Raw genomic sequence first — 24542 nt, forward strand, 5'->3', positions numbered from 1 at the left:
CTTCGCATGGAGTGAAACGAGCGGCTGAAGAAGTTGACGAGCCTTACCCCTGGCACTGACTACGCAGTTAGGGCTGCTTGGTTCCCCACCTGACCCGGTTGGCCACTTCACCATGCAGGGAGGCCCGTCAGGCTGGATTCTAACCTCGTGGGATTTGCCCCCTTCGACGAGGCGTGAATGAAAATTTCGAGCGCACCGGTCGGGAAACAAGCGTGAAGTCGCCTCCCCGCGCCTTTTAGAATGCCCGCAATGTCTTATCTCGTGCTCGCTCGCAAGTTCCGTCCGAAAACCTTCGGTGAGATGGTCGGCCAGGGGCATGTGGTGCAAGCGCTCGAGAACGCACTGACCACGCAGCGCCTGCATCACGCCTATCTTTTCACCGGCACGCGGGGCGTGGGCAAGACCACGGTCTCGCGCATCCTGGCCAAGTCGCTCAACTGCCAGGGGCCGGACGGGCAGGGCGGCATCACCGCCACGCCGTGCGGCGTGTGCCAGGCCTGCCGGGACATCGATTCGGGCCGCTTCGTCGACTACACCGAGCTCGATGCGGCCTCCAATCGCGGCGTCGACGAAGTGCAGTCTCTGCTCGAGCAAGCCGTCTACAAGCCGGTGCAAGGGCGCTTCAAGGTCTTCATGATCGACGAAGTGCACATGCTCACCAACACCGCGTTCAACGCGATGTTGAAGACGCTCGAAGAGCCGCCCGAATACCTCAAGTTCGTGCTCGCGACCACCGATCCGCAGAAGGTGCCGGTCACGGTGCTCTCGCGCTGCCTGCAGTTCAATCTGCGGCCGATGGCGCCCGAGACGATCCTCGAACACCTCACGAGCGTGCTGCAGACCGAGCAGGTGCCGGCCGAGCCGCAGGCGTTGCGGCTCCTGGCGCGCGCAGCACGCGGCTCGATGCGCGATGCGCTCTCGCTCACCGACCAAGCCATTGCTTTCGGCAACGGCGAGCTGATCGAGACCGGCGTGCGCCAGATGCTCGGCAGCGTGGACCGCGGCCATGTGTTCAAGCTGATCGAGGCGCTCGCAGAGGGCGATGGCAAGACGGTGGTCGACACCTCCGAGGCGCTGCGCCGCGACGGCATGTCCGCCGCTTCCACGCTCGAAGAAATGACGTCGGTGCTGCAGGCCATGGCCGTGCTGCAGGCGGTGCCTTCGCGCGCGGAGTCCGCCGATTCGGCCACCGACCCGGACGCCGCCGACACCGCCCGCCTCGCGTCGCTGATGCCGGCCGACGAAACGCAACTGCTCTACAGCCTCTGCCTGCACGGCCGCGGCGAGCTGGGCCTGGCACCCGACGAATACGCCGCGCTCACCATGGTGCTGCTGCGGCTGCTGGCCTTCAAACCTTCCAACGCGGCCGCTTCGACGGCTACCCCGGAAAAAAAAACTCTGAATGAAGCGCAGGGCGCGGCGCAAAGGGCGCCGGCCCCGGTCGCTGCGCCTTCGCCTGCCCCCACACCCGTGGTCAGGCCCGCGGCCGAAACACCGCCTCCGACGGCGCCCACGCCGCCTGTGCCGGCTCCCGCTGCAGCATCGAATGCGCCGGCATCGGTTCCCGCCGGTCATCGTCTGGCCGTCGTCGACGAACCCATGCGGTCCTCGGATCACAGGCCTTCCTCCATGGACGCCCCCGCCAAGGTCGTCGGCATGCCGATCCGCGTGCAGCCCCCTCCCGGCCAGCGCGATGCGCCGCGCACCGACGAGCAACGCGGCCCGGCTGCGCCGATCCCGCCCAGCGAGGACGGCGACTTCTGGTACGCCACCGTCACCCAACTGGTCGCGGCCGAAAGCATCACGGCCCTCGCGCGCGAACTCGCATTGCAATCGCAGCTCGTGGGTCGCGACACCGACCAGTGGATCCTGCGCATCGAGCGCGAAACGCTCAACCAGCCGTCCAGCCGCGAGAAGCTGACCGCCGCGCTCAACGCGCTCGGCCACGACATGAAGCTCGCCATCGAGATCGGCGGCGTGGTCGACAGCCCCGCGCGCCGCAACCGGCATGCGGCCGAGGAACGCCAGCGGGTGGCCGAGGAGGCCATCCACAGCGACCCCGAGGTGCAGATGCTGATGCGCGACTTCGATGCGAAGATCGTCCCAGGAACGCTGCGGCCCGTCTGAGTCGGGCAGGGCAGTCACGTCTCTTATCCTTCACCCCTTTCTTCACCACACACACAGGACCAACGATGTTCAACAAAGGACAACTGGCCGGCCTCATGAAGCAGGCGCAGGCAATGCAGGACAACCTCAAGAAGGCCCAGGAAGAACTGGCGCACATCGAGGTCGAAGGCGAATCGGGCGCCGGTCTCGTGAAGGTCGTCATGACCTGCAAGCACGACGTCAAGCGCATCACCATCGACCCGAGCCTCTTGGCCGACGACAAGGACATGCTCGAAGACCTGGTGGCCGCCGCCTTCAACGCAGCAGTGCGCAAGGCCGAGGAAACCAGCGAGCAGAAGATGGGCAAGCTCACCGCAGGCATGCCGGGCCTCCCGCCTGGCATGAAGCTGCCGTTCTGAGCGATTGATGGCCGACGCCAGTTCGCTCGACGCCTTGGTCGATGCGCTGCGCCGCCTGCCCGGCGTCGGCGTGAAGTCGGCTTCGCGCATGGCGTTTCATTTGCTGCAGCACGACCGCGACGGCGCCCAGCTGCTGTCGCGCGCACTGCAGCAGGCAGCGGGCAACGTGCGGCACTGCGAACTCTGCAACACCTTCACGGAAGCACCGATCTGCAGCGTATGCATGGACTCGCGCCGCGATGGGACCAAGCTCTGCGTGGTCGAGACGCCCGCCGACCAGGCGGCGCTGGAGCGCACCGGCGCCTTCCGCGGCTATTACTTCGTGCTGATGGGCAAGCTCAGTCCGCTCGACGGCATCGGGCCTAAGGACATCGGCCTGCAGAAGTTGTTCGACCGCGCGCTCGACGGCACGGTGAGCGAAGTCATCCTCGCCACCAACTTCACCGCCGAGGGCGAGGCGACCGCGCATGTGATCGGGGAAGCGCTCAAGCAGCGCGGCCTCACCGTGACGCGTCTTGCGCGCGGCGTGCCGGCCGGCAGCGAGCTCGAGTACGTGGACCTCGGCACCATCGCGCACGCATTGGTCGACCGTCGATAACGCCATGACCCTTTCCCTGCTCACCATCGCCTACTGGTGCGTGTTCTGCGCCTGCGGCCTGCCGTACCTCGCGGCATGGATCGCGAAGGCCGGCGCCTTCGGCCCGCGCGACAACGTGCATCCGCGCGAATGGGCCGCGAAGCAAAGCGGCTGGCGTGCACGCGCCAACAGCGCGCAGGCCAACACCTTCGAAGGGCTGCCGTTCTTCATCGGCGCGGTGATCATTGCGCACCAGCTCGGCGCCAACCAGGCGCGGCTGGACATGCTGGCCGTGGCCTATGTCGTCTTGCGCGTGATCTATCTTGCGATCTACATCAAGGGCATCGGCGGCGTGCGCAGCGCGGTCTGGGCGCTCGCGTTCCTGGTCAACGTCGCGATTCTTTTCCTCGCGAAATAGGCCACCGCAGGCCATTCGGCAGAGAGCCCGTGGAGGCCTTCATGCTTACGTGGAAACCCGCACGGGATGACCCCGATGCAGGCAACGGGCGCGCACCCCTAAGCTCGATTCACTTCACAAGAATCAATGAGCCCGCAGGACCGCTTCATGCTGCATCGCAGAACCCTCATTTCCGCCTCCGCAGTCGCCGCCGCAGCGATTGCGCTGCCGCGGGTTTTTGCGCAAGCCAAGCTGGAAAAGACCAAGGTCTCCATCGCGGTCGGCGGCAAGGCCGCGTTCTACTACCTGCCTCTCACCATCTCAGAGCAGCTCGGCTACTTCAAGGCCGAAGGGCTCGAGGTGGAGATTTCCGATTTCGCCGGTGGCGCGCGTGCGCTGCAGGCGGTGGTGGGCGGCTCGGCCGACGTCTGCTCGGGCGCCTACGAACACACCATCAACCTGCAGGCCAAGAACCAGTTCTTCCAGGCCTTCGTGCTGCAGGGCCGCGCACCGCAGATCGCGGTGGGCGTGTCGACCAAGAACATGGCGGGCTACACCGGCATCCAGGACTTGAAGGGGAAGAAGATCGGTGTCTCGGCGCCGGGCTCGTCGACCAACATGGTGGCCAATCTCGTGCTCTCGCGCGGCGGCCTCAAGGCGAGCGATGTGAGCTACATCGGCGTGGGCGTCGCGGCCGGCGCGCTCACCGCGCTGCGCTCGGGCCAGATCGACGCCATCAGCAACACCGACCCGGTGATGACGATGCTCGAGCAGAAGGGCGACGTGAAGATCATCAGCGACACGCGCACGCTCAAGGGCACGCAGCAGGTGTTCGGCGGGCCGATGCCCGCGGCCTGCCTCTACGCGCCGATCGATTTCATCCAGAAGAACCCCAACACCTGCCAGGCGCTGGCCAATGCCATCGTGCACGGCCTGAAGTGGCTGCAGACGGCGGGGCCGGGCGACATCATCAAGACGGTGCCCGAGACCTATTTGCTCGGCGACCGGGCGCTGTACCTCGCGTCTTTCGACAAGGTGCGCGAATCGATCGCCACCGATGGCCTCGTGCCGGCCGATGGACCGAAGACGGCCCTCACGGCCATCGCGAGCTTCGACACTGCGGTGAAGGCCGAGAAGATCGACCTCCTCAAGACCTACACCAACGATTTTGCTAGGCGCGCGAAAGACAGGTTCAAAGCCTGACTCCGAACGTCCCCGCGACCCGGCCTTGGCCGGGTTTTTTAATCCTGCAGACATGTCCGATTACGCACTCGAACTCCTCTCCATCAGCTGCACCTTCCACTCGAAGGACGACCCCGGCCAGCGCTACACCGCCGTCGCCGACACCACGCTGCGCATCAAGGCCGGCGAGTTCGTCTCGGTGGTCGGACCCACGGGATGCGGCAAGTCGACGCTGCTGAACGTGGGCGCGGGGCTGCTCGAACCATCGTCGGGCACGGTCAAGGTCTTCGGCGAGACGCTTTCGGGCGTCAATGCACGCGCGGGCTACATGTTCCAGACCGAGGCGCTGATGCCGTGGCGCAGCGCTGTTGCCAACGTGATGGTGGGGCTGCAGTACCGCGGCGTGTCCGATGCCGATGCGCGTGAGCAGGCCGAGGCCTGGCTCTCGCGCGTGGGGCTCTCGGGCTTCGGCGACCGCTATCCGCACCAGCTTTCCGGCGGCATGCGCAAGCGCGTGGCGCTGGCGCAGACGCTGGTGCTCGACCCCGACATCATCCTCATGGACGAGCCCTTCAGCGCGCTCGACATCCAGACGCGGCAGCTGATGGAAAACGAGGTGCTCGAGATCTGGAGCGCGAAGAAGAAGGCGGTGCTCTTCATCACGCACGATCTCGATGAAGCCATCGCGATGAGCGACCGCGTGGTGGTGCTGTCGGCTGGTCCGGCCACGCATCCCATCGGCGAGTTCGACATCGACCTGGCCCGCCCGCGCGATGTGGCCGAGGTGCGCACGCAGCCGCGCTTCGTCGAACTGCACACGCAGATCTGGGAGGTGCTGCGCGACGAGGTGCTCAAGGGCTACGCGCAGCAACTGAGGAAAGCCGCATGATCCCGCGCCTGAACGAACGCAATGCGCGCTTCTGGCAACTGGTGCTGCTCGTGCTCATCCTGGTGGGCTGGCATGTGGCGTCGCGCAACCAGCAGTTCGCCTTCTTCGTCGGCGAGCCGATCCAGGTGGCGGGCCGCATCTGGAGCTGGTTCCTGCCGTTCGAGGTGCCGCCGAACCTGCTGTTTCCTGAAGGCCTGAAGGGCAACGCAGACATCTACCGGCACCTGGGCACCACGCTGCTGGAGACGGTGCTGGCCTTCGGCATCGGCACCGTGATGGGCCTCGCGTGCGGGCTCTGGCTCGCACTCGCGCCCACCGCGAGCCTGATCCTCGACCCCTACATCAAGGCCGCCAATTCGATGCCGCGCGTGATCCTCGCGCCGATCTTCGCGCTGTGGTTCGGCCTCGGCATCTGGAGCAAGGTGGCGCTGGCGGTCACGCTGGTGTTCTTCATCGTGTTCTTCAACGTCTACCAGGGCGTGCGCGAGGTGAGCCCCGTGGTGCTGGCCAACGCGAAGATGCTGGGCGCCAACCAGCGGCAATTGCTGCGCACCGTGTACCTGCCGAGCGCGACGAGCTGGGTGTTCTCCAGCCTGCACACCTCGGTGGGCCTGGCCTTCGTAGGCGCGGTGGTGGGGGAGTACCTGGGCTCGGCGCGCGGCGTGGGGTATCTGATTCTTCAGGCCGAGGGCACCTTCGACGTCAACACCGTCTTTGCCGGCATCGTGGTGCTCACCGCTTTTGCACTGGCGCTCGACGGCCTCGTGGGCCTGATCGAGAAGCGCCTCATGAAATGGCAGCCGCGCAGCGGCGAGACCGAGAAGCTCTGAAGCGCGCGGCCGCACAGCCGCGCCGGGACTCAGGTGCCCTTGCCGTGGGCTTCCGTGTTCACCTGCACCAGCGCGCGGCCCGCGAAGATGCCGCCCGCCATCTCCAGCACGACGCGCTCCGCATCGCGCCGCCGCAGTTCGCCGATGACCTCGTCGGCCTCGGTGCCGGAGGCGCCGAGTGCCAGCACACCCTGGCGGCCGAAGACCATCGCCGATTCGAAGGTTTCGCGGATCTGGAACTCGACGTCGAGCTTGCCGATCTCCAGCATGTGCTCGCGGTCGTAGGAGCGGACCAGCAACTGCGCATGCGGGAACTCGGCCTTCAGCAGCTCGACGATGCGCGTGGTCGCGGCCTTGTCGTCCACGCACACCATGACGACGCGCGCGCTGTGCGCACCGGCGGCGTGCAGCACGTCGGCGCGCGAGCCGTCGCCGTAATACACCTTGAAGCCGAATTCGGCGGCGTCGCGGATGACTTGGGTGTCGGTGTCGATGATCGAGATCGAGGCGCCGCGCGCGAGCGCGCCCTGTATCGCGATCTGGCCGAAACGGCCGAATCCGATGACCAGCACGTTGCCGGCCAGCCCCTCGGCCTTCTCGACGCCCTCCATCGAGGCGGCCGAGGCCGGCGCGAAGCGGCGGTGCGCGAGCACCGCGAGCGGCGTGAGCGCCATCGACAGCACCACCACCGCGGTCATGTTGGCGTTGACCGTCGGGCTGATCACCTTGGCGCCCAGCGCGGCGGAAAACAGCACGAACGCGAACTCGCCGCCCTGCGCCATCAGCACCGCGCGGTCGAGCGCGTCGGCGGGCGAGCTCTTGGCGAGCCGCGCCACGCCGTAGATGCACAGCGCCTTCACCACCATCATCGACACCACGCCGGCCACGATGAGCTGCCAGTTCTGCGCCACCACCGCGAGGTCGAGCGACATGCCCACACCGATGAAGAACAGGCCCAGCAGCAGGCCGCGGAAGGGTTCGATGTCGGCCTCGAGCTGATGGCGGAAGGTCGATTCCGACAGCAGCACGCCCGCGAGGAATGCGCCCATGGCCATCGAAAGGCCACCCAACTGCATCAGCAGTGCGGCGCCCAGCACCACCAGCAGCGCCGCGGCCGTCATGACCTCGCGCGCCTTGGAGTTGGCCAGGATGCGGAACAGCGGATTGAGCAGCCACACGCCGGCAGCCACCAGCGCGGCAAGCGCGCCCGCGGCGATGCCGACGCCGATCCAGCGCGAGGGCGCGATGGCCTGCTGCGCCGGATCCACCGGCGCGATGAAGGCGACGATGGCCAGGAGCGGCACGATCAAGAGGTCTTCGAAGAGCAGGACCGCGACGATCTTCTGCCCCCGCGGCGCGGCAATGTCGCCGCGCTCGCCCAGCAGTTGCATCACGATGGCGGTGGAGGTGAGCACGAAGCCCATCGCGCAGACGAACGACACGGCCAGCGGAAAGCCGAAGGCCATGCCGACGCCGGTGAGCAGGATGCCGCACACCACCACCTGCAGGCTGCCGAGGCCGAAGATGTCGCGGCGCATGCTCCAGAGGTGCGAGGGCCGCATCTCCAGCCCGATCACGAACAGGAACATCACGACGCCGAGTTCGGCGGTGTGAAGGATCGTCTGCGGATCGGTGAAAAGCCCGAAGCCGAACGGGCCGATGGCCAGCCCTGCGGCCAGGTAACCCAGGACCGAGCCGAGGCCCAGCCGCTTGAACAGGGGAACGGCGACGACCGCGGCTCCCAACAGCGTGACGACCTTGACGAGATCGCCCGCGCTTCCTTCAACAGCCATGGCATGGCCCTCCCTTTTGTTGTGTTCCGGCGCTGCCCGCCGGTGGGAGGCAGCGCTTCCTCAGCGCCTTTTTTGCGCTTTCTCAGCGCTTCTTTTTCGACGGCGTGCCGCCGCGTTTCTCGCGCACGACCTGCTTGCCGGCCGGCACCTTCACGACGTTCTTGCCGCGGGCCGTGTTGGCTTGAGCAGGTGCGCTGCTGCGCTTCGAGGACGCCGCGGCATGGCCGCGCGCCACCGCCACGCCGGCGCCGACCCGAGCGGCCGGTGCCGCGCGCACCGGCAGGTACACCACGACGCTGTAGCCGCGCTTGAATGCGTGGTTGGGCTTCACGTCGTTCCACTCGGCCACGTTGGAGGGCGCGAGCTTGTAGCGGCGGGCGATGCTCGCCACGCTGTCGTTGCGGCCGGCCTTCACGGTGGTGCGGCGGTTGACGATTTCGGGCTGGAAGCTCAGGTGGCCGCCATCGGCCACCACGGCCGCCACGTCTTCCTTGACGCGGGCGCCGCGCGGCACGATGAGCGTGGAGCCGGCCTTGATGAGCATGCGCGGCGGCACGTTGTTCATCGCGCGCAGGTCGCTCTCGCTCATGCCCGAGCGCTGGGCGGCGTCGGCCACCGTCATGGTGTTGGGCACGACCCAGGCGGTCCAGCTCGCGTACTGGCCTTGCGAGTAGGCGTCGAAGTTGCGCTGGAACACGGCCGCGTTGTCCCAGGGCAGCAGGATCTGCGGCGTGCCCGCGGCGATCAGCACCGGCTTGTGCGCGGCGGGATTGAGCGCGCGGAAGTCCTCGATGCGCACGTCGGCCAGCTTTGCCGCCAGTTCGACGTCCAGGTCGCGCGTGAGCGTGACGGTCTGGAAGTACGGGTGGTTGGCGATCAGCGGCAGCTCGGCGTTGAAGGCCTGCGGATTGGCCACGATGTTCTTCACCGCCTGCAGCTTGGGCACGTACAGCCGCGTCTCGGCCGGCATGTTGAGGTCGCTGTAGGTGGTGGGCAGGCCGGCGCGCTGGTTTTTGGCGATGGCGCGGCTCACGCTGCCTTCGCCCCAGTTGTAGGCGGCCAGCGCGAGCTGCCAGTCGCCGAACATGCCGTAGAGCTTCTGCAGGTAGTCGAGCGCGGCGCGGGTGGAGGCCAGCACGTCGCGGCGGTCGTCGCGGAAGATGTTCTGCTTCAGGTCGAAGTCGGTGCCGGTGGCCGGCATGAACTGCCACATGCCCGCTGCGCGTGCACTGGAGACGGCCTGCGGGTTGAACGCGCTCTCGATGTACGGCAGCAGCGCGAGTTCGGTCGGCATGTTGCGCCGCTCGAGTTCCTCGACGATGTGGAACATGTACTTGTTCGAGCGCTCGGTCATGCGCTGGATGTAGTCGGGCCGACTGGCGTACCACTGCTCGCGGTCGCGCACGAGGTCGCTCTCGAGGTTGGGCATCTTGAAGCCGCGGCGGATGCGGTCCCACATGTCGGTCGGCGGGGCCAGCGTGACCACGCTCTGCGAGTGGGCCTCGCCGCTGGAGAGGGGCGAGAGGGCGTCACGCGGGTAGACGGGGGCGGCGCTGCCGGCGACCTTGGAGCCGGTGCCGCCGGCCGTGGTGCCGATCTTGGGGGAAGTGCTGGATGAGGAGTTGTTGTCGGTCGGTGCCGCGCAGCCTGCGAGCACCAGTGAACCTGCAAGGCAGGTGGCAGCGATAAATTTCATCGGAAGTCGTTTTTCCATTGGCGCAGTGCGGCGAACACATCGGCTTCGGCCGCGTTGGCGGAAAGCTCGGCGTGCGCGCGCACCGCTCGAAGGACAGTGGCTTCGCGGCTGCGAAGAAAGGGGTTGATCAGGCGTTCGGTCGCCAACTGCGAGGGCAGCGTGGGCTGCCCCTGTGCGCGCAGGCTTTCGCAACGCGCGTTGTAGTGAGTCAGATCGGCGTTGCCCGGTTCCACCGCGCGAGCGAAACGCAGGTTAGCAAGTGTGTATTCGTGGGCACAGCACACGCGCGTGTCGTCGGGCAGTGCGGCGAGTGCGTCGAGCGAGGCCAGCATCTGCGCGGGCGTGCCTTCGAAGAGGCGACCGCAGCCGCCCGAGAAGAGCGTGTCGCCGCAAAAGAGCAATGGCTCGCTGTCTTCTGCAGCCGGAAGGAAGTAGGCGATGTGGCCGGCCGTGTGGCCCGGCACATCGATCACTTCGAAGCGAAGGCCGAGCGCTTGGGCGATGTCGGCTTGCACGTACGGCATGAAGGGCTCGGGAATGCGCTCGCGGGCGGGGCCGTGCACCGGCGCACCCGTGGCGGCATGCAGCGCGGCCACGCCGCCCGTGTGATCGGCGTGGTGGTGCGTGACTAGAATCGCGGCCAGCTGCAGCTTGTGGTGCGCCAGCGCATCGAACACCGGTTGGGCGTCGCCCGGATCCACGACGATGGCGCTGGACCCGTCGTGCAGCATCCAGATGTAGTTGTCAGCGAAGGCGGGCAGCGGAACGAGGGTCATGAGCGGTCAAATTATAGGTTTGCAGGATTGGTTCGCGACCCCCCCGGGACGCTACCTCCTCGCGTGGGAGCAGGCCCAGTTCGACCAGGCGGTGGCCGATGTGTTCGGCTATCACGCGCTGCAGCTGGGCGCACCCGAAGTCGAGGGCCTGCGCACCAACCGCATGCCGCACCGCTGGCTGGCGCTGAGCGATCCGATGCGCCCGGCCAAGGCCACGCTGCTGACCGACTTCACGGCGCTGCCGTTCGCGGCCAACAGCCTCGATCTCGTGGTGATGCCGCATGCGCTGGAGCTCAGTCCCGATCCGCACGCCACGTTGCGCGAGGTCGAGCGGGTGCTGGTGCCCGAGGGCCGCGTAGTGATCTGCGGGCTCAATCCGGCCAGCCTCTGGGGCATGCGCCAGCGGCGCGCGCACCTGTACCGCAAGCTCGGCGTCGGCGATCTCTACCTGCCCGAAGGCGGGGAGTTCATCGGCTACTGGCGCATGCGCGACTGGCTGCGGCTCCTGAGCTTCGAGGTGGAATCGGGGCGCTTCGGCATCTACCGGCCTGCGGTGCGCAGCGACGCCTGGCTCGAGCGTTGCCGCTGGATGGACAAGGCCGGCGAGCGCTGGTGGCCGATCTTCGGGGCGGCGTATTTCCTGGTGGCGGTCAAGCGGGTGCGCGGCATGCGCCTCCTGAGCGCGGACTGGCGCCGCGCCGCGGCACGCGCCACGGCGCCGGTGTCGATCGCGGGCAAGGTGCATCGGCACCAGCGGGATCAAACGGATTGAATTGAACAGAGAAACAAGGAAAAGAGAGCTTGAACGAAGTCGTGATCTACACCGATGGTGCATGCAAGGGCAACCCCGGACCCGGGGGCTGGGGCGCGTGGCTCAAGTCGGGCGCCACCGAAAAGGAACTGTTCGGCGGCGAACTCAACACCACCAACAACCGCATGGAGCTGACCGCGGTCATCGAGGGTTTGGCCGCGCTCAAGCGCCCGTGCAAGGTGCTGCTCTACCTGGACAGCCAGTACGTGCGCAAGGGCATCACCGAGTGGATCCGCGGCTGGAAGGCCAAGGGCTGGATGACCGCCAGCAAGCAGCCGGTGAAGAACGTCGAGCTCTGGCAGCGGCTGGACAAGCTGGTGGCCGAGGGCGGCCACACGATCGAATGGCGCTGGGTCAAGGGCCACTCGGGCGACCCTGGCAACGAACGCGCCGACATGCTCGCCAACAAGGGCGTGGACAAAGCGCTGGGGCGGATCTGAAGAGGACGACGGCTTAGATCACGCCGTCGAACAGCATCACGTCGACTTCCTCGCCCGCAGCGACGTGGCCCTGGTCGTGGTGCAGCACCACCAGCCCGTTGGCCTCGACCATCGAGCTCAGAACGCCAGAGCCCTGGTTGCCCGCGACGCGGACCTCGGGCAATGAGCCCGCCACGGCCTTCACGAACCCCCGCTGGTATTCGGTGCGCCCGGGTTTCTTGCGGATCGGCCCGGCACTGCGTGCGCGCAGCAGCGGCGGGGGCGCCGAGGCAGCGTCGTGGCAGCCCATCATCCGCAGCAACGCGGGCCGCACGAAGGCGAGAAAAGTGACCATCACGGCCACCGGATTACCGGGCAGGCCGAACAGCACGGCGGGGCCCGGGTGCTCGTCGCCCTCGCGCGGAATCAGGCCCACCGCCAGCGGCCGGCCGGGTCGCATCGCGACATGCCAGAAGGCCATCTCGCCGATCTGCTGCATCACATCGCGCGTGTGGTCTGCGGCGCCGACGCTCACGCCGCCACTGGTGACGATCGCATCGGCTTCGCGCGCGGCGCGCTTCAGCGTCGCGGCCAGCGTGACGGGATCGTCGTGCACGAGGCCGAGGTCGATCACCTCGCAGCCCAGCCGCGTGAGCAAGCCGAACACGGTGTAGCGGTTGCTGTCGTACACCGCGCCTTCGCGGGGCGGCTCGCCGATGCAGAGGATTTCGTCGCCGGTCGAGAAGTAGGCGACGCGCAACTTTCGCAGTACCGGCACGCCGGGCAGGCCGAGGCTCGCGACCATGCCGAGCGCGGCCGGCGAGAGACGTTCGCCGCGCTTGAGGGCCGGCTGGCCTTTCATGAGGTCTTCGCCAGCGAAGCGGCGGTTGTCGCCGCGGCGCAGCACGCGGTCGGGAAAGCTCACCACGTCGCCCTCGACCCGGCAGAACTCCTGCGGGATCACGGTGTCGAGGCCGGCCGGCATCATTGCGCCGGTCATGATGCGCACCGCATCGCCCGGGACAAGCGCGCCACGCCAGGCCGCACCGGCGAGCGCGGTGCCCACCACGCGCAGCTTGATGGAATGGTCGGCGGGAGCGTCGGTCGGAAGGATCGCGCCATCGAACGCGTAGCCGTCCATCGCCGAGTTGTCGTGCGGCGGAACGCTCACGGGCGAGATGAGGTCTTCGGCCAGCACGCGGCCCAGCGCGTCGCGCAGCGACACGCTCTCGCGCTGCGTGACGACGAGGGGCGCGACCAGTTGGGCCAGCGAGGCCTGGACCGCATCGACGCTCAGCGCGTCGGTGTCATGGCGAGGGAGTGCTGCAGCGATGTCGGCAAGGCTGCTCATCGATTTTCGAGGGCTTGCAATTCGGCGAGCGTGTTGGCGTTGAAGAAGGCGTCAGGCGCATCGCCTGGCCGGTCGAAGGGAACGAACACGGTGCGGTGTTGCGCGGTCCACGCCTGGACCTTGCGGCCGCCGCCTTCGGTGAAGCGCATCAGGCTTTCGTGCAGACGGGTGCGCAGCAAGCAGAACACGGGCTGCGGGCGCAGCACGGGCGCCGCACCGCCTTCGGTATCGGGCGCGGTGACCATCGCGATCTCGGCGTTGTCGGCTTCCAGGGCTTCGGCCAAGCGCGCCGCCAGGTCGGTCGGAAAGCGCGGCGTGTCGCAAGGCACGGTGAGCAGGAAGGGCGTCTCGCAATTCTCGAAACCCGTGAGGAAGCCCGCGAGCGGCCCCGGGTAATCTGCAAGGCTGTCGGTCAATACCGGAACGCCGAAGGCTTCGTAGGCCGCCAGGTTCCGGTTGGCATTGATCAGCATCTGGCCGACCTGCGCGCCCAGGCGCAGCACCGCATGCAGGGCGAGCGGCACGCCGTTGAAGTTCTGCAGTCCCTTGTCGACGCCGCCCATCCGGGAGCCGCGTCCGCCGGCCAGCAGCAAGCCGGTGATGTCGGCGGGCGCGATGGCGGGGTGCGCAGGCATGGCGGCGGGTCCCGTCATCCGCCGATGTAGCTCATCTCGACGCGGCGCGGCGCCTTGTCGGTTGCATCGCCGTGATCGGTGCTGTCGGGTCCGCGCAGGGCGCGCAGCTCGGAATAGCGGTCGGCCCGGCCCTGCCAGACGTGGCCGATGGCGGAGCTGATGTCATCGTCGCTGGCAGTGCCGCGCAGCAGCGGACGCAGGTCGTGGCCGGCGCTGGCGAAGAGGCAGAGGTACAGCTTGCCCTCGGTCGACAGGCGCGCGCGGCTGCAGTCGTGGCAGAAGGCCTGGGTCACGCTGCTGATCACGCCGACTTCGCCGCCGCCGTCGGCATACGCCCAGCGCTGGGCGGTTTCGCCGGGGGTCGTGGCTTCAAGCGGCACCAGCGGGAATTCGCCGGCGATGCGCGCGATGACATCGGCCGAGGGCAGCACCTCGTCCATGCGCCAGCCGTTGGTGGCGCCCACGTCCATGTATTCGATGAAGCGAAGCACCACGCTGCCGCCGTGGTGCTCGCGGAAGTAGCGCGCCATCGGCAGGATTTCCTGCTCGTTGGTGCCGCGCTTGACCACCATGTTGACCTTGATCGGGCCGAGGCCCGCGGCTCGGGCTGCGTCGATGCCGGCCAGCACGTCGGCCACCGGGAAATCGACGTCGTTCATGTGGCGGAAGACGGCGTCGTCCAGGCTGTCCAGGCTCACCGTCACGCGCTGCAGGCCGGCGGCCTTGAGCGCGGCGGCCTTGCGGGCGAGGAGGGATCCGTTGGTGGTGAGGGTGAGCTCCAGCGGTGCGCCGTCGGGCGTGCGTATTTCGGCCAGTTGCTCGATCAGCGCCTCGATGTTCTTGCGCAGCAGCGGTTCGCCGCCGGTGAGCCGGATCTTGCGCACGCCGTGCGCGGCGAACAGGCGGGCCAGGCGTGTCATTTCCTCGAAGCTCAGGAGCGCGCTGTGCGGCAGGTACTTGTAGTCCTTGTCGAACACGTCCTTGGGCATGCAGTAGCTGCAGCGGAAGTTGCAGCGGTCGGTCACGCTGATGCGCAGGTCGGTGAGCGGGCGGCCCAGGCGGTCGCGCAGCAGGCCCGTGGCGGGCACGGCGATGTCCGGCACGGCCACGGCGGGTGGCGTGCGGCCGATCCGGGAGATCGGGATGACGGTGCTGTGGCTGCTGCTGTTCTTCATGGCTTCGAGGGGAGTGCCCGATTTTGCGCCAGGCCTCAAGGGCCCGTTGGACGCAGGCTACTTGATCACCGCCGCATAAACCATGTCCCGGGTCAATGTTCTGTAATGCGTTCTGTGCTTGGGCGACTGCAGCATCAGCACGACGAACAACTCGTTCTTCGGGTCCACCCACATGTAGGTACCGCCCGCGCCACCCCAGTTGTATTCGCCGCCGGCCGAGGGGTAGGGCGCCTCGCCGTCGTTGCGGCGCACCGCGAAGCCCAGGCCGAAGCCGTAGCCCGGGCCCGGCAGGTAGAGCGGACCGGGCACGATGCCGGCGCCCGCGTTGGAGTGGTCGGCTGTCATCAGCGCGATGGTGCGCGGGCCCAGGTAGCGCTTGCCGTCGAGCGAGCCGCCGTTCAGCAGCATCTGCAGGAAGCGGGCGTAGTCGCCGGCCGTCGAGACCAGTCCGCCGCCGCCCGACTCGAGCTTGCGCACGATGCGCGGATCGTTCAGGTCGGCGCCCACGCCGAAGCTGCGGTCGGTGGGCAGTGGTTCGGCAATGCGCGGCTGGCGCGCCGGTTCGGGCACGTAGTAGGTGGTGTCCTTCATGCCCAACGGGTCGAAGAGGCGCGCCTTCTCGAACTGGTAGAGCGACTGTCCCGAGACCACCTCGATCACCCGGCCGAGGATGTCGGTCGACTGGCTGTAGTCCCAGGTCGTGCCCGGCTGGTAGGCCAGCGGCAGCTTGGCCAGGCGCTGCGAGAACTCGGCGTTGGTCGGGTCGTTGGCGCCCAGGCCGGCCGCGTTGTACGCCTGCTTGACCAGGCCCGGCCCGAAGAAGCCGTAGGTCAGGCCCGAGGTGTGGCGCATCAGGTCCTGCACGGTGATCGGCTTGCGCGCGGGCACCGTTTCGAGCACCGGCTTGCCGTCGGCGCCGGGCTTCTCGACGCCGACGGTCATGCTGGCGTATTCGGGCAGGTACGTCGAGATCGGGTCGTCGAGCTTCAGGCGCCCGTCTTCCACCAGCATCATCGCGGCCACCGAAGTGATGGGCTTGCTCATCGAATAGATGCGGAAGATGCCGTCGCGCTGCATCGGTGTGCCCGCGGCCGCATCGAGCTTGCCGACCGGCTCGAACCAGGCCACCTTGCCCTGGCGGGCCACCAGCAGCACCGCACCGGGGATCTTGCCGGCGGCCACGTCGGCCTTGAGCACGTCGGTGAGCATCTGCAGGCGCTCGGTGGAAAGGCCGACGCGTTCCGGGGAAGCGGTCGGCAGCGACTGTGCCGCAGCCAGCAGCGGCATCGCCAGGCCGAGGCCGAGCACGGCCGTGCGCAGGGTGCGCTTGAAGAAATTCATGGTGTTGTCTCCGTCCTTTTGTCGTTGATGGAAGGCTGGTGCGACGGTCTTGGCGCCGTCTGGGAATCTTGTTTTGCGGGGCTGGCTAGCCGCGGCAGAGCTTCAGGTTCGTGCGGGTCGCGCGAACCACCGGCAGGATGTCGTCGGCGTCTGCGGGCGGGTAGTTGTCCCGTACGCCCTGGTCGGTCCGGGCGGCGTCTTCGGCCAGAGTCTCCAGCGTCTTGAGGCAGCCGGCGCGGTCGCCGAGCTTGAACTGCGTGAGTGCCAGGTCGTTGCGGATGCGGCCCGTGCTGATCCAGTCGAGCGTCTTGCCGCAATCGCCGAGCACGGGGGCGAGGGTGGCCAGGGCGGCGGTGTAGTCCTTGGCGTCGTACTGGCGCTTGAAGGTCTTGCGGGTGGCGGCCACCGCCTTGTCGGCGCAGGCCGGCGTCGGCTTGATGAAGGTGCCCTCGAACGAGGCGCGCATGCCGCAACTCTGGCGGCAGTCGTCGGAACCGTTCGTGCTGACCTCGACGTTGCCGCCCTTGAGCGTGAAGCTCACCACGCAGCCGGTGTCGTCGATCTTGGCCTTGCCCCGCGCGATGGTGCCGTCGAGCGTGCACATGTGGGCATTCGAGCCGACCGTGGTGATGTTGAAGCGTCCGTTCGGCTTGACCTGCAGCGAGCCGCCGCCGCCTTCGTAGATGTAATCGCCGGCCGGCGGGGTGGCCAGTTGGGCGCTGGCGAGGCCCGCGCCGAAGAGCAGCAGCAGGAAGGTCGGCACGAGGGGCAGGACGCGGTGCAGTTTCATCGGTGCAAAGCCTTTCGAAGGACGCGGGGCAGTGTATCGGGCTCGCCGCGGCAGGTGCCCGATTTGGCTTGTTTGCAGCATGTCGCGAGGCGATGTCTTGACGTCGCCAATGCGAATTACTATCATCTAGGCGCCTGAGTACGCACACGTCGACAACGCAAAGGGCTCTTTCAACCAAGGAGCTTTCGACCGTGCTGTACACCCTGCCAGCCTTGCCCTATGCCTTCGATGCGCTCGAACCGCACCTCGACGCGCAGACGATGGAAATCCACCACGGCAAGCACCACCAGACCTATGTGAACAACCTTAACGCGGCCGTCAAGGACACGCCGCACGAAGGCACGCCGGTCGAGCAACTGATCGTCGACATCGAGCAACTGCCCGAGGCGCTGCGCGCGCCGGTGCGCAACAACGGCGGCGGGCATGCCAACCACAGCCTGTTCTGGACCGTGATGGCACCCGTCGGCCAGGGCGGCGGCGGCACGCCCACGGGCGATCTCGCCAAGGCCATCGACGCCGACCTGGGCGGCTTCGACGTCTTCAGGGAAGCCTTCACCAAGGCCGCGCTCACGCGCTTCGGTAGCGGCTGGGCCTGGCTCTCGGTCGCCAAGGGCGGCAAGCTCGCGGTGGAAAGCAGCGGCAACCAGGACAGCCCGCTGATGCGCGGCATCGGCTCGGGCAACACGCCGATCCTCGGTCTGGACGTGTGGGAGCACGCCTACTACCTCAAGTACCAGAATCGCCGCCCCGAATACATCGCGGCCTTCTACAACGTCGTGAATTGGGCCGAGGTGGCCCGGCGCCACGCCGCCGCCCTTGCGGCCATTCGCGATTGAGGACAACGCCCATGAATGACGAGTCGCAACACCTGCAGGCCTCGGTCGCGGCGGCGCGATCGAGATCGACGCCTTCGACGCGTGAATGGATCGGGCTGGCGATCGTCACCGCCGGCGCGCTGGCGCTGGCCTCGCAGTTCTGGCAGTTCGTGCGGTCCGACCCCGTGGTCTGGAACGCCTTGCTCGGCGGCTCGGTCGCCGCGCTGGCAACCGCGCTGGGCACGCTGCCCGTGGTGTTCTCGCAGAAGCTGCCCGAGCGGCTGCAGGACACGCTCTTCGGTTTCGGCGCCGGCGTGATGCTGGCGGCCTGCGCCTTCTCGCTGATCATTCCCGGCCTCGACGCGGCGAAGAACATCGGTGTTTTCGGCGGCGGCAGCTGGGCGGCGGGCGGCGTGATCGGCGCGGCCATCCTGCTGGGCGGGATCGTGCTCATGGTGATGGACCGCGTGCTGCCGCACGAGCATTTCATCAAGGGGCGCGAAGGGCAGTCGGCCAAGCAACTGCGGCGCACCTGGCTCTTCGTGTTCGCGATCGCGCTGCACAACGTGCCGGAAGGCCTGGCCATCGGCGTGGGCTATGCGGGCAACAACGGGCTGCGCGCGGATGCGCTGGCCACCGGCATCGCGATCCAGGACGTGCCGGAGGGGCTGGTGGTCGCGGTGGCGTTGCTGGCGGCCGGCTACAAGCGCTGGTTCGCGGTGGTGATCGGCATGGCGTCGGGGCTGGTCGAACCGCTGGGCGCCGTGCTGGGCGCCGCGGTCGTCGGCCACTCGGCGCTGTTGCTGCCGTGGGGACTGGGGTTCGCGGCGGGCGCGATGCTGTTCGTCATCAGCCACGAGATCATTCCGGAGTCGCACCGCAAGGGGCACGAAGCTTTTGCGACCAGCGGGCTGATGCTCGGCTTCGTGCTGATGATGCTGCTGGACACGGCGCTCGGATAAATCTGGCGCGCTCTGTCGCGCTGCTTCGATCGACCAATACCGTTCGGGCTGAGCCTGTCGAAGCCTTGCGCGAGGCTTCGACAGGTTCAGCCCGAACGGTTGGTGTCAGCCGTGCTTGACGGCGACTGTCTTCAGCGTCGTGAAGCCGTACAACGCCTCGAAGCCCTTTTCACGGCCATAGCCTGACGACTTCACACCGCCGAACGGCAGCTCAACGCCACCGCCCGCGCCGTAGTTGTTGATGAACACCTGCCCGCTGCGGACGCGCCGGGCCATGCGGAACTGGCGCGCACCATCGGCCGTCCACACGCCGGCAACGAGGCCGAACTGCGTGGCGTTGGCCAGTGCCACCGCTTCGTCTTCGTCGGAAAACTGCATCGCTGCGAGCACCGGGCCGAACACTTCTTCCTGCGCAAGACGGTGGCCGACCGGAACGTCGCGCAGCAGCGTGGGTGCCTGGTAGAAGCCGGTTTCGGGCGCTTCCTCGACGACGATGCCCTGTGCCACCATCGGGATGCCAGCGTGCTGGGCGTCGCTCAAGAAATCCCACACGCGCTGCTGCTGCGTCTGGCGGATCAGCGGACCGACGTCGAGGTCCATGGCCGCGGGGCCGACGCGCAAGGCTTCGAAGGCATGGCCCAAGCGTTCGAGCAGCGGCTCGTAAATGCTGCGCTGGATCAGCACGCGCGAGCCAGCCGAGCAGGTCTGGCCGGCGTTCTGCACGATGGCGTTGATGACGACCGGAATCGCCGCATCGAGATCGGCATCCGCAAAGATGATCTGCGGGCTCTTGCCGCCAAGCTCGAGCGTGACCGGGCAGTGCCGTTCGGCCGCAACCTGCTGGATCAGCGTGCCGATCTTCGGGCTGCCGGTGAAGCTGATGTGGTCGATGCCTTCGTGCCGCGCCAGCGCGTCGCCGACTTCATGGCCGTAGCCGGTCACGATGTTGAGTGCGCCCGCCGGAAAGCCCACTTCGGCCGCCAGTTGCGCCACGCGGATCAGCGAGAGGCAGGCGTCTTCGGCCGGCTTCACCACGCAGACGTTGCCCGCGGCGAGCGCGCCACCCACGCTGCGCCCGAAGATCTGCATCGGGTAGTTCCACGGAATGATGTGGCCGGTGACGCCGTGCGGTTCGCGCCAGGTGAAGACGCTGTAGCCGTCCTGGTAAGGGATGGTCTCGCCGTGCAGCTTGTCGCAGGCACCGGCGTAGAACTCGAAGTAGCGCACGAGCGCCACTGCATCCGCACGCGCCTGCTTGACGGGCTTGCCGCAGTCGCGCTGCTCGATCAGCGCGAGCTCGTCGACGTGCTCGGCGATCTTTTGCGAGAGCTTGTAGAGCAGGCGGCTGCGGTCGGCGGCGCTGACCTTGTGCCACACGCCCTCGAAGCAGTCGCGCGCGGCGCGCACGGCGGAATCGATGTCGGCGGCGTTGCTGCGCTGGATTTCGTCGAACGGCTGGCCGTCGGAGGGGTCGATGACGGGGAGGGTGCGGCCGGAGGCGGACGGGACGTCGGCGTTGGCGATGTAGTTGAGCTGCATGGGGCGGGATTTTGCGCGAAGCACGCCGAACCCATGGCCGCGGGGCCGGCTTGCCTTACTTCGCCGCCGTGGCTTTGGGCAGCGCCCGCACCGCATTCAGCGTGCGTTCCACGTGCTTGTCCGGGTTCAGGTTCTGATAGTAGTAGGCGACCTTGCCGTCCGGCGAGATCACGTACGACAGCCGGTTGGCAAAGTCCGGCCGGGTCTGCATCAGCGCGTCGAAGCCGTTGATCACGGTCTTGGCTTCGTCCGATGCCACCGGAAACCGGCTCTGGCAGGACTTGACCGAGAACTTCGAGAGGGTGTCGATGTCGTCGGCCGAGACGCCGATCACGGTGGCGCCCAATGCCGCGAACTGGTCGACCGCTTCGGCGAAGGCGTGCGCCTCGATCGAGCAATCGTTGGAGTCGGCAGCCGGAAAGAAGTACAACACCACCGGTCCCTTGGCGAGCGCGTCGGCCAGCGAGTAGCGGAAGGTCTTGCCGCCCAGCGCGGCGTTGGCGGTGAACTTGGGCACGGGGTCGCCGATGTCCAATGCTGCCCAGGCGGGGTGCGCGAGAGCAGCGATGGCCGTCATCAGGGCGATGCGTGAGAGGATCGAGCGGGCCATGATGTAACTCCTTGCCGGTGTGGCGCGAATTCTAGGACGACGCCCTTTCGCTGGGGCGGATGAAACTGATGCACGCCTGCCAGCGTATTCATTCATGGCAACGACCGAGAAAACGAACGAGGGCAATCATCATCATGAACGGCTGGGATCGACTTCTGCGCATGGCGCTCGCGGGCTTCCTGCTGGCCGCGCTCGCCGCCTGCGGTTCGCTGCCACCGGCGAAGGACCGGCCCGCCGAGCATGCGGCCTCCGCCGACCCGTCGACCAGGCTCGCGAAGATCGCCGCCGCTTCAACGCCGCCCGGGGAACATTCGGGCTTCCGGCTGATGCCGCTGGGCGTGTATTCGCTCGACGCGCGCATCCAGCTCGCGCAGCGCGCCCAGCAGTCGCTGGTGGTGCAGTACTACCAGCTCGAGAACGACGCGGTCGGCCGCCTCTTGCTGCGCACGCTGCGCGAAGCCGCGGCGCGCGGGGTGAAGGTGCGGGTGCTGGTGGATGACCTTTACACCGTCAAGAGCCAACAACTGCTGCTGGCGCTCTCGGAAACGCCCAATGTGCAGGTGCGGCTCTACAACCCGTTCTGCTGCGGGCGCAACGGCTTTCTCTCGCGCTTCGCGGCCTCGCCTTTCGAGATCGTGCGGCTCAACCACCGCATGCACAACAAGCTGTTCATCGCCGACGGCGCGATGGCGGTGGTGGGCGGGCGCAACATCGCCGACGAGTATTTCGTGCTGAGCGAAGCGCAGAACTTCATCGACATGGACTCGCTGGTGGTCGGCAAGGTGGTGCCGCAGCTCGAATCGATCTTCGACGCCTACTGGAACAGCGTGCAGGTCTGGCCCATCGCCGACATCGTGAAGGGCGAGGGCGGCCACATGCCGGGCAGCGCCGAGTTCGACGACTGGATCGGCATGGCCGCGCCGCCGCCGAAGATCGTGCTGCCGCCTTCCGACATCCTGGGCTATGGCCCGATCGCCGAAGAGCTCGATGGCGGCCGCATGGGCCTCCTGTGGGGTGAGGCGCGTGCCCTTGCCGATCCGCCGACCAAGCCCGAGACGATGACCGCCGACGAAGCCATCTCTACCAGCGTGACGATGAAGGTCTGGGGGCTGCTCATGGACGCCAAGACCGAGGTAGACCTGACCTCGCCGTATCTCGTACCCGGCGAGCGCGGCATGGCGGCCTTTGACGACTTGGCCAAGCGCAAGGTCAAGCTGACGCTCCTGACCAATTCGCTCGCCGCCAACGACGAGCCGCTGGTGCACACCGGCTACGCGCGCTATCGCGAGCGGCTGCTGCAAAGCGGCGCAGACCTGTACGAGCTGAGCCCGCAGCGCACCAGCAAGGGCGAGCGCTTCGGCATGTTCGGCAAGTCGCTCGGGCGGCTGCACGCCAAGACCGCCGCCATCGACAGGACGCGCATCTTCATCGGCTCGATGAACCTCGATCCGCGCTCGGCCAGCCAGAACACCGAGATGGGGCTGGTGGTCGACAGCCCTCAACTGGCGCGCGAGATGCTGCGCATCATCAACATCAGCAAGCTGCAGAACTCCTACCGGCTGCGGCTGGCCAAGGACACCGGCACGCTGCAGTGGCTCACCAACGACGGCGAGAAGGAGGTGATCCTGACCTCCGAGCCCGAGTCGGATTTTTTCCAGCGCTTCTACAACATGCTCATCGCCCCCATCGTTCCCGAGATGCTGCTGTAGCCTCGGGGGATGGCGCAGACTTTCACTTCACTGCCCGCCCTTCAGGTCATGCTGTGGGGCGTGCTTTTCTTTGGCGGCATCTATCTTGGCTTCGGCGCCATCACCTGGCTGTTGACGAAGCGGGTGCTTCCGGCGATTGGCATTGGGCGGGTGCTCGATCCGCGGCCATTGCAGCCGGGACAGTTGCGGCGGGAACTGGGGCAGTCGGGCATCTCGGTGCTGATCTTCGGTCTGGGCATGGTGTTTCCGTGGGGCTTGCTGCAACTGGGTTGGGCGCGGCTCGATGCGGACGCGGGCTGGCGACAGATCGCCGTCGAGATCCTCGTGCTGGCCGTGTGGAACGACGTGCATTTCTGGATCAACCACCGTCTCTTGCATACGCGCCTCCTGCGCCGCTTTCACGGGCCGCATCACCGCTCGTTCGTGACGACGCCGTGGGCCACCTACAGCTTTCACCCGATCGAGGCGCTGATGCTGGGCAACGTGATCCTGCTGCCGATGATGGTGCACGACTTCAGCTTCTGGGCGCTGGCGGCGGTGCCGGTGTTCAGCCTGTTCTTCAACTGCCTGGGGCATTCGAACTACGACTTCTTCACCGGGGTGTCGTACAGCCACTGGTTCGCCGCGAGCCGCCGGCATCATCTGCACCACGCCTGCCACAACGGCAACTACGGCTTCCAGTTCACCTTCATGGACCGGCTGTTCAGGACCCGCATCGCGGCGGATGCGGCCGAGCCGCACTTCCAGGCCTTCAGGGACAAGCAGGCGCGGCGGCATGGCACGCCCGCCTGAGGCGTCGCGCCTGCCGCGCTCGTCCGGGTTGCGGCATTGGCGCGATTGGCAAAGCCTCGCTTACCTAGTCGCGCTGCCGGCATTGGCGGCGTGGCAATGGGTGAACGGCTTCAACGCGCCGCTCTATGCGCTGATGCTGTTCCTCACGCTCGGCATTGGCGTGATCCATCACAACCACGTGCACCTGCGCATGTGGCGCGGGCGGCGCATGAACCGGTTGACCGATTTCTGGATCACGCTGCTGCAGGGCCATCCGACTTTCGTGTTTTGGCCTGCGCACGTGGCCAACCACCATCGCCACCGGCATGGCCCGAAGGACGTGGCGCGCACCTACCGTTTCGGCGGCGATACCAACCACCTGTGGGGCTATCTGCTGCATCCGTTCCAGGCGGTGTGGGTGCTGATGCCGGTGTTCGTCGGCTGGCTTGAGCGGCTGCGGGCGCATCGGCGTGGCGCCTGGAGTTACTGCATCGCTCAGTACGTGCTGTGGCTCGGGAGCTGGGTGGTGCTGCTAGCGCTCGATTGGCGCAAGGCACTGCTTTTCGTGATCGTGCCGCAACTGCACGGCCTGCACTGGCTGCTCGCGACCAACTACCTGCAGCATGCGCATGCCGATGGCCGCAAGCCCTCTCGCGAAGAGGCGTTGCGCGATACCCCGGGTGGCAGGCTGAACTACGCGCGCAATTTCGAAGGGCTGGTGAACCCTTTGCTGTTCAACATCGGCCTGCACACCGCACATCACGAGAACCCGCATGCCCATTGGTCAGAGCTCACGCACCTGCACCACACGCGCTACCGCGCGCAGGTCGATCCCGTGCTCAACGAGGGCGGGCTGGTTCCCTACATGCTGCGGGTCTTCGTGCTGGGGACCGTGTGGCCGCGTTTTCGCAGCCGCTCGCTGATGCCTCCCGATTCCTTCACTCACTGA

Annotated in this window: 24 protein-coding genes and 1 other RNA gene; 14 read left to right on the forward strand and 11 right to left on the reverse strand. The window is 67.2% G+C overall.

Annotated features, from left to right (window positions below):
* Positions 1-32: 32 nt before the first annotated feature.
* Positions 33-129, reverse strand: an RNA gene (gene ffs, locus VARPA_RS30575) — signal recognition particle sRNA small type.
* 120 nt (positions 130-249) lie between these two features.
* Here ffs and dnaX point away from each other — a divergent pair.
* The 7 genes from dnaX to VARPA_RS12580 all read left to right on the forward strand — a co-directional run bounded on the left by dnaX (position 250) and on the right by VARPA_RS12580 (position 6400).
* Positions 250-2127, forward strand: coding sequence for a DNA polymerase III subunit gamma/tau (gene dnaX, locus VARPA_RS12550; protein WP_013540937.1), 1878 nt, complete (start codon positions 250-252; stop codon positions 2125-2127).
* Positions 2128-2192: 65 nt separating this feature from the next.
* Positions 2193-2525 carry a YbaB/EbfC family nucleoid-associated protein gene (locus VARPA_RS12555; protein WP_007836669.1) on the forward strand — a complete coding sequence of 111 codons (333 nt, stop codon included), beginning with the start codon at positions 2193-2195 and terminating at the stop codon, positions 2523-2525.
* Between the two features lie 7 nt (positions 2526-2532).
* Positions 2533-3123, forward strand: coding sequence for a recombination mediator RecR (gene recR, locus VARPA_RS12560; protein ID WP_013540938.1), 591 nt, complete (start codon positions 2533-2535; stop codon positions 3121-3123).
* A 4-nt stretch (positions 3124-3127) separates the two neighbouring features.
* A complete protein-coding gene (locus tag VARPA_RS12565) occupies positions 3128-3520 on the forward strand; it encodes an MAPEG family protein (RefSeq protein ID WP_013540939.1) in 393 nt (130 codons plus the stop codon).
* A gap of 147 nt (positions 3521-3667) precedes the next feature.
* Positions 3668-4702, forward strand: coding sequence for an ABC transporter substrate-binding protein (locus VARPA_RS12570; RefSeq protein WP_013540940.1), 1035 nt, complete (start codon positions 3668-3670; stop codon positions 4700-4702).
* Positions 4703-4754: 52 nt separating this feature from the next.
* Positions 4755-5570 (forward strand): ABC transporter ATP-binding protein, encoded by an 816-nt coding sequence (locus tag VARPA_RS12575; RefSeq protein WP_013540941.1) that lies wholly within the window; start codon positions 4755-4757, stop codon positions 5568-5570.
* On the forward strand, positions 5567-6400 hold the full coding sequence (locus tag VARPA_RS12580) for an ABC transporter permease (RefSeq protein WP_013540942.1): 834 nt from the start codon (positions 5567-5569) through the stop codon (positions 6398-6400). The genes VARPA_RS12575 and VARPA_RS12580 overlap by 4 nt, the downstream gene beginning before the upstream one ends.
* Before the next feature lie 29 nt (positions 6401-6429).
* Here the strand turns inward: VARPA_RS12580 and VARPA_RS12585 are convergent, their stop codons facing one another.
* The 3 genes from VARPA_RS12585 to gloB form a co-directional block, all read right to left on the reverse strand.
* Positions 6430-8193: a monovalent cation:proton antiporter-2 (CPA2) family protein gene (locus VARPA_RS12585; RefSeq protein ID WP_013540943.1), complete on the reverse strand. Its 1764-nt coding sequence runs from the start codon at positions 8191-8193 to the stop codon at positions 6430-6432.
* Positions 8194-8275: 82 nt separating this feature from the next.
* Positions 8276-9889 carry a transglycosylase SLT domain-containing protein gene (locus VARPA_RS12590; protein ID WP_013540944.1) on the reverse strand — a complete coding sequence of 538 codons (1614 nt, stop codon included), beginning with the start codon at positions 9887-9889 and terminating at the stop codon, positions 8276-8278.
* Positions 9886-10665 carry a hydroxyacylglutathione hydrolase gene (gloB, locus tag VARPA_RS12595; RefSeq protein ID WP_013540945.1) on the reverse strand — a complete coding sequence of 260 codons (780 nt, stop codon included), beginning with the start codon at positions 10663-10665 and terminating at the stop codon, positions 9886-9888. The genes VARPA_RS12590 and gloB overlap by 4 nt, the downstream gene beginning before the upstream one ends.
* On the opposite strand from gloB, the gene VARPA_RS12600 reads away from it, so the two are divergent.
* Positions 10664-11437: a class I SAM-dependent methyltransferase gene (locus tag VARPA_RS12600; RefSeq protein WP_234975000.1), complete on the forward strand. Its 774-nt coding sequence runs from the start codon at positions 10664-10666 to the stop codon at positions 11435-11437. The genes gloB and VARPA_RS12600 overlap by 2 nt on opposite strands.
* 29 nt (positions 11438-11466) lie before the next feature.
* Positions 11467-11916: a ribonuclease HI gene (gene rnhA / locus VARPA_RS12605; RefSeq protein ID WP_013540947.1), complete on the forward strand. Its 450-nt coding sequence runs from the start codon at positions 11467-11469 to the stop codon at positions 11914-11916.
* A gap of 13 nt (positions 11917-11929) precedes the next feature.
* Here the strand turns inward: rnhA and glp are convergent, their stop codons facing one another.
* The 5 genes from glp to VARPA_RS12630 all read right to left on the reverse strand — a co-directional run bounded on the left by glp (position 11930) and on the right by VARPA_RS12630 (position 17187).
* The gene (glp, locus tag VARPA_RS12610) at positions 11930-13246 is read right to left on the reverse strand and encodes a gephyrin-like molybdotransferase Glp (protein WP_013540948.1); all 1317 of its coding nucleotides are present in this window, start codon (positions 13244-13246) and stop codon (positions 11930-11932) included.
* On the reverse strand, positions 13243-13881 hold the full coding sequence (gene mobA, locus VARPA_RS12615; RefSeq protein ID WP_041943544.1) for a molybdenum cofactor guanylyltransferase MobA: 639 nt from the start codon (positions 13879-13881) through the stop codon (positions 13243-13245). The genes glp and mobA overlap by 4 nt, the downstream gene beginning before the upstream one ends.
* Positions 13882-13895: 14 nt before the next feature.
* Positions 13896-15056 (reverse strand): GTP 3',8-cyclase MoaA, encoded by a 1161-nt coding sequence (gene moaA, locus VARPA_RS12620; protein WP_013540950.1) that lies wholly within the window; start codon positions 15054-15056, stop codon positions 13896-13898.
* 57 nt (positions 15057-15113) lie between these two features.
* Complete coding sequence (locus VARPA_RS12625; protein ID WP_013540951.1) at positions 15114-16397, reverse strand: serine hydrolase domain-containing protein; 1284 nt, start codon at positions 16395-16397, stop codon at positions 15114-15116.
* 85 nt (positions 16398-16482) lie between these two features.
* A complete protein-coding gene (locus tag VARPA_RS12630) occupies positions 16483-17187 on the reverse strand; it encodes a hypothetical protein (protein WP_013540952.1) in 705 nt (234 codons plus the stop codon).
* 191 nt (positions 17188-17378) lie between these two features.
* Between VARPA_RS12630 and VARPA_RS12635 the strand changes: the two genes are divergently transcribed.
* Complete coding sequence (locus VARPA_RS12635; RefSeq protein WP_013540953.1) at positions 17379-18023, forward strand: superoxide dismutase; 645 nt, start codon at positions 17379-17381, stop codon at positions 18021-18023.
* A gap of 11 nt (positions 18024-18034) precedes the next feature.
* On the forward strand, positions 18035-18964 hold the full coding sequence (locus VARPA_RS12640) for a ZIP family metal transporter (RefSeq protein ID WP_013540954.1): 930 nt from the start codon (positions 18035-18037) through the stop codon (positions 18962-18964).
* Between the two features lie 105 nt (positions 18965-19069).
* On the opposite strand, the gene VARPA_RS12645 is transcribed toward VARPA_RS12640, so the two are convergent.
* Positions 19070-20503, reverse strand: a complete 1434-nt coding sequence (locus VARPA_RS12645) for an aldehyde dehydrogenase family protein (RefSeq protein WP_013540955.1) — start codon at positions 20501-20503, stop codon at positions 19070-19072.
* Between the two features lie 55 nt (positions 20504-20558).
* Positions 20559-21113 (reverse strand): peroxiredoxin, encoded by a 555-nt coding sequence (locus VARPA_RS12650; protein WP_013540956.1) that lies wholly within the window; start codon positions 21111-21113, stop codon positions 20559-20561.
* A 134-nt stretch (positions 21114-21247) separates the two neighbouring features.
* Between VARPA_RS12650 and VARPA_RS12655 the strand changes: the two genes are divergently transcribed.
* Genes VARPA_RS12655 through VARPA_RS12665 form a run of 3 tightly spaced genes read left to right on the forward strand, consistent with a single transcriptional unit; the run spans position 21248 to position 24542 of the window.
* Positions 21248-22822, forward strand: a complete 1575-nt coding sequence (locus tag VARPA_RS12655) for a phospholipase D family protein (protein WP_013540957.1) — start codon at positions 21248-21250, stop codon at positions 22820-22822.
* 9 nt (positions 22823-22831) lie between these two features.
* Positions 22832-23614, forward strand: a complete 783-nt coding sequence (locus VARPA_RS12660; protein WP_041942873.1) for a sterol desaturase family protein — start codon at positions 22832-22834, stop codon at positions 23612-23614.
* Positions 23598-24542, forward strand: a complete 945-nt coding sequence (locus VARPA_RS12665; RefSeq protein WP_013540959.1) for a fatty acid desaturase — start codon at positions 23598-23600, stop codon at positions 24540-24542. Before VARPA_RS12660 ends, VARPA_RS12665 begins: the two co-directional genes overlap by 17 nt.

Source organism: Variovorax paradoxus EPS (assembly GCF_000184745.1).
Lineage (GTDB): Bacteria > Pseudomonadota > Gammaproteobacteria > Burkholderiales > Burkholderiaceae_C > Variovorax > Variovorax paradoxus_C.

What these genes read in the sequence shown, in the direction of transcription:
- VARPA_RS12640 (WP_013540954.1), top strand. Translation starts at nt 18,035, where the DNA reads ATGAATGACGAGTCGCAACACCTGCAGGCCTCGGTCGCGGCGGCGCGA.
- VARPA_RS12585 (WP_013540943.1), bottom strand. Translation starts at nt 8,193, where the DNA reads ATGGCTGTTGAAGGAAGCGCGGGCGATCTCGTCAAGGTCGTCACGCTG.
- VARPA_RS12630 (WP_013540952.1), bottom strand. Translation starts at nt 17,187, where the DNA reads ATGAAACTGCACCGCGTCCTGCCCCTCGTGCCGACCTTCCTGCTGCTG.
- VARPA_RS12665 (WP_013540959.1), top strand. Translation starts at nt 23,598, where the DNA reads ATGGCACGCCCGCCTGAGGCGTCGCGCCTGCCGCGCTCGTCCGGGTTG.
- VARPA_RS12555 (WP_007836669.1), top strand. Translation starts at nt 2,193, where the DNA reads ATGTTCAACAAAGGACAACTGGCCGGCCTCATGAAGCAGGCGCAGGCA.
- VARPA_RS12580 (WP_013540942.1), top strand. Translation starts at nt 5,567, where the DNA reads ATGATCCCGCGCCTGAACGAACGCAATGCGCGCTTCTGGCAACTGGTG.
- VARPA_RS12575 (WP_013540941.1), top strand. Translation starts at nt 4,755, where the DNA reads ATGTCCGATTACGCACTCGAACTCCTCTCCATCAGCTGCACCTTCCAC.
- dnaX (WP_013540937.1), top strand. Translation starts at nt 250, where the DNA reads ATGTCTTATCTCGTGCTCGCTCGCAAGTTCCGTCCGAAAACCTTCGGT.
- VARPA_RS12655 (WP_013540957.1), top strand. Translation starts at nt 21,248, where the DNA reads ATGAACGGCTGGGATCGACTTCTGCGCATGGCGCTCGCGGGCTTCCTG.
- VARPA_RS12590 (WP_013540944.1), bottom strand. Translation starts at nt 9,889, where the DNA reads ATGAAATTTATCGCTGCCACCTGCCTTGCAGGTTCACTGGTGCTCGCA.
- VARPA_RS12565 (WP_013540939.1), top strand. Translation starts at nt 3,128, where the DNA reads ATGACCCTTTCCCTGCTCACCATCGCCTACTGGTGCGTGTTCTGCGCC.
- gloB (WP_013540945.1), bottom strand. Translation starts at nt 10,665, where the DNA reads ATGACCCTCGTTCCGCTGCCCGCCTTCGCTGACAACTACATCTGGATG.
- recR (WP_013540938.1), top strand. Translation starts at nt 2,533, where the DNA reads ATGGCCGACGCCAGTTCGCTCGACGCCTTGGTCGATGCGCTGCGCCGC.
- VARPA_RS12645 (WP_013540955.1), bottom strand. Translation starts at nt 20,503, where the DNA reads ATGCAGCTCAACTACATCGCCAACGCCGACGTCCCGTCCGCCTCCGGC.
- VARPA_RS12570 (WP_013540940.1), top strand. Translation starts at nt 3,668, where the DNA reads ATGCTGCATCGCAGAACCCTCATTTCCGCCTCCGCAGTCGCCGCCGCA.
- glp (WP_013540948.1), bottom strand. Translation starts at nt 13,246, where the DNA reads ATGAGCAGCCTTGCCGACATCGCTGCAGCACTCCCTCGCCATGACACC.
- VARPA_RS12650 (WP_013540956.1), bottom strand. Translation starts at nt 21,113, where the DNA reads ATGGCCCGCTCGATCCTCTCACGCATCGCCCTGATGACGGCCATCGCT.
- VARPA_RS12600 (WP_234975000.1), top strand. Translation starts at nt 10,664, where the DNA reads ATGAGCGGTCAAATTATAGGTTTGCAGGATTGGTTCGCGACCCCCCCG.
- moaA (WP_013540950.1), bottom strand. Translation starts at nt 15,056, where the DNA reads ATGAAGAACAGCAGCAGCCACAGCACCGTCATCCCGATCTCCCGGATC.
- VARPA_RS12660 (WP_041942873.1), top strand. Translation starts at nt 22,832, where the DNA reads ATGGCGCAGACTTTCACTTCACTGCCCGCCCTTCAGGTCATGCTGTGG.
- mobA (WP_041943544.1), bottom strand. Translation starts at nt 13,881, where the DNA reads ATGCCTGCGCACCCCGCCATCGCGCCCGCCGACATCACCGGCTTGCTG.
- VARPA_RS12625 (WP_013540951.1), bottom strand. Translation starts at nt 16,397, where the DNA reads ATGAATTTCTTCAAGCGCACCCTGCGCACGGCCGTGCTCGGCCTCGGC.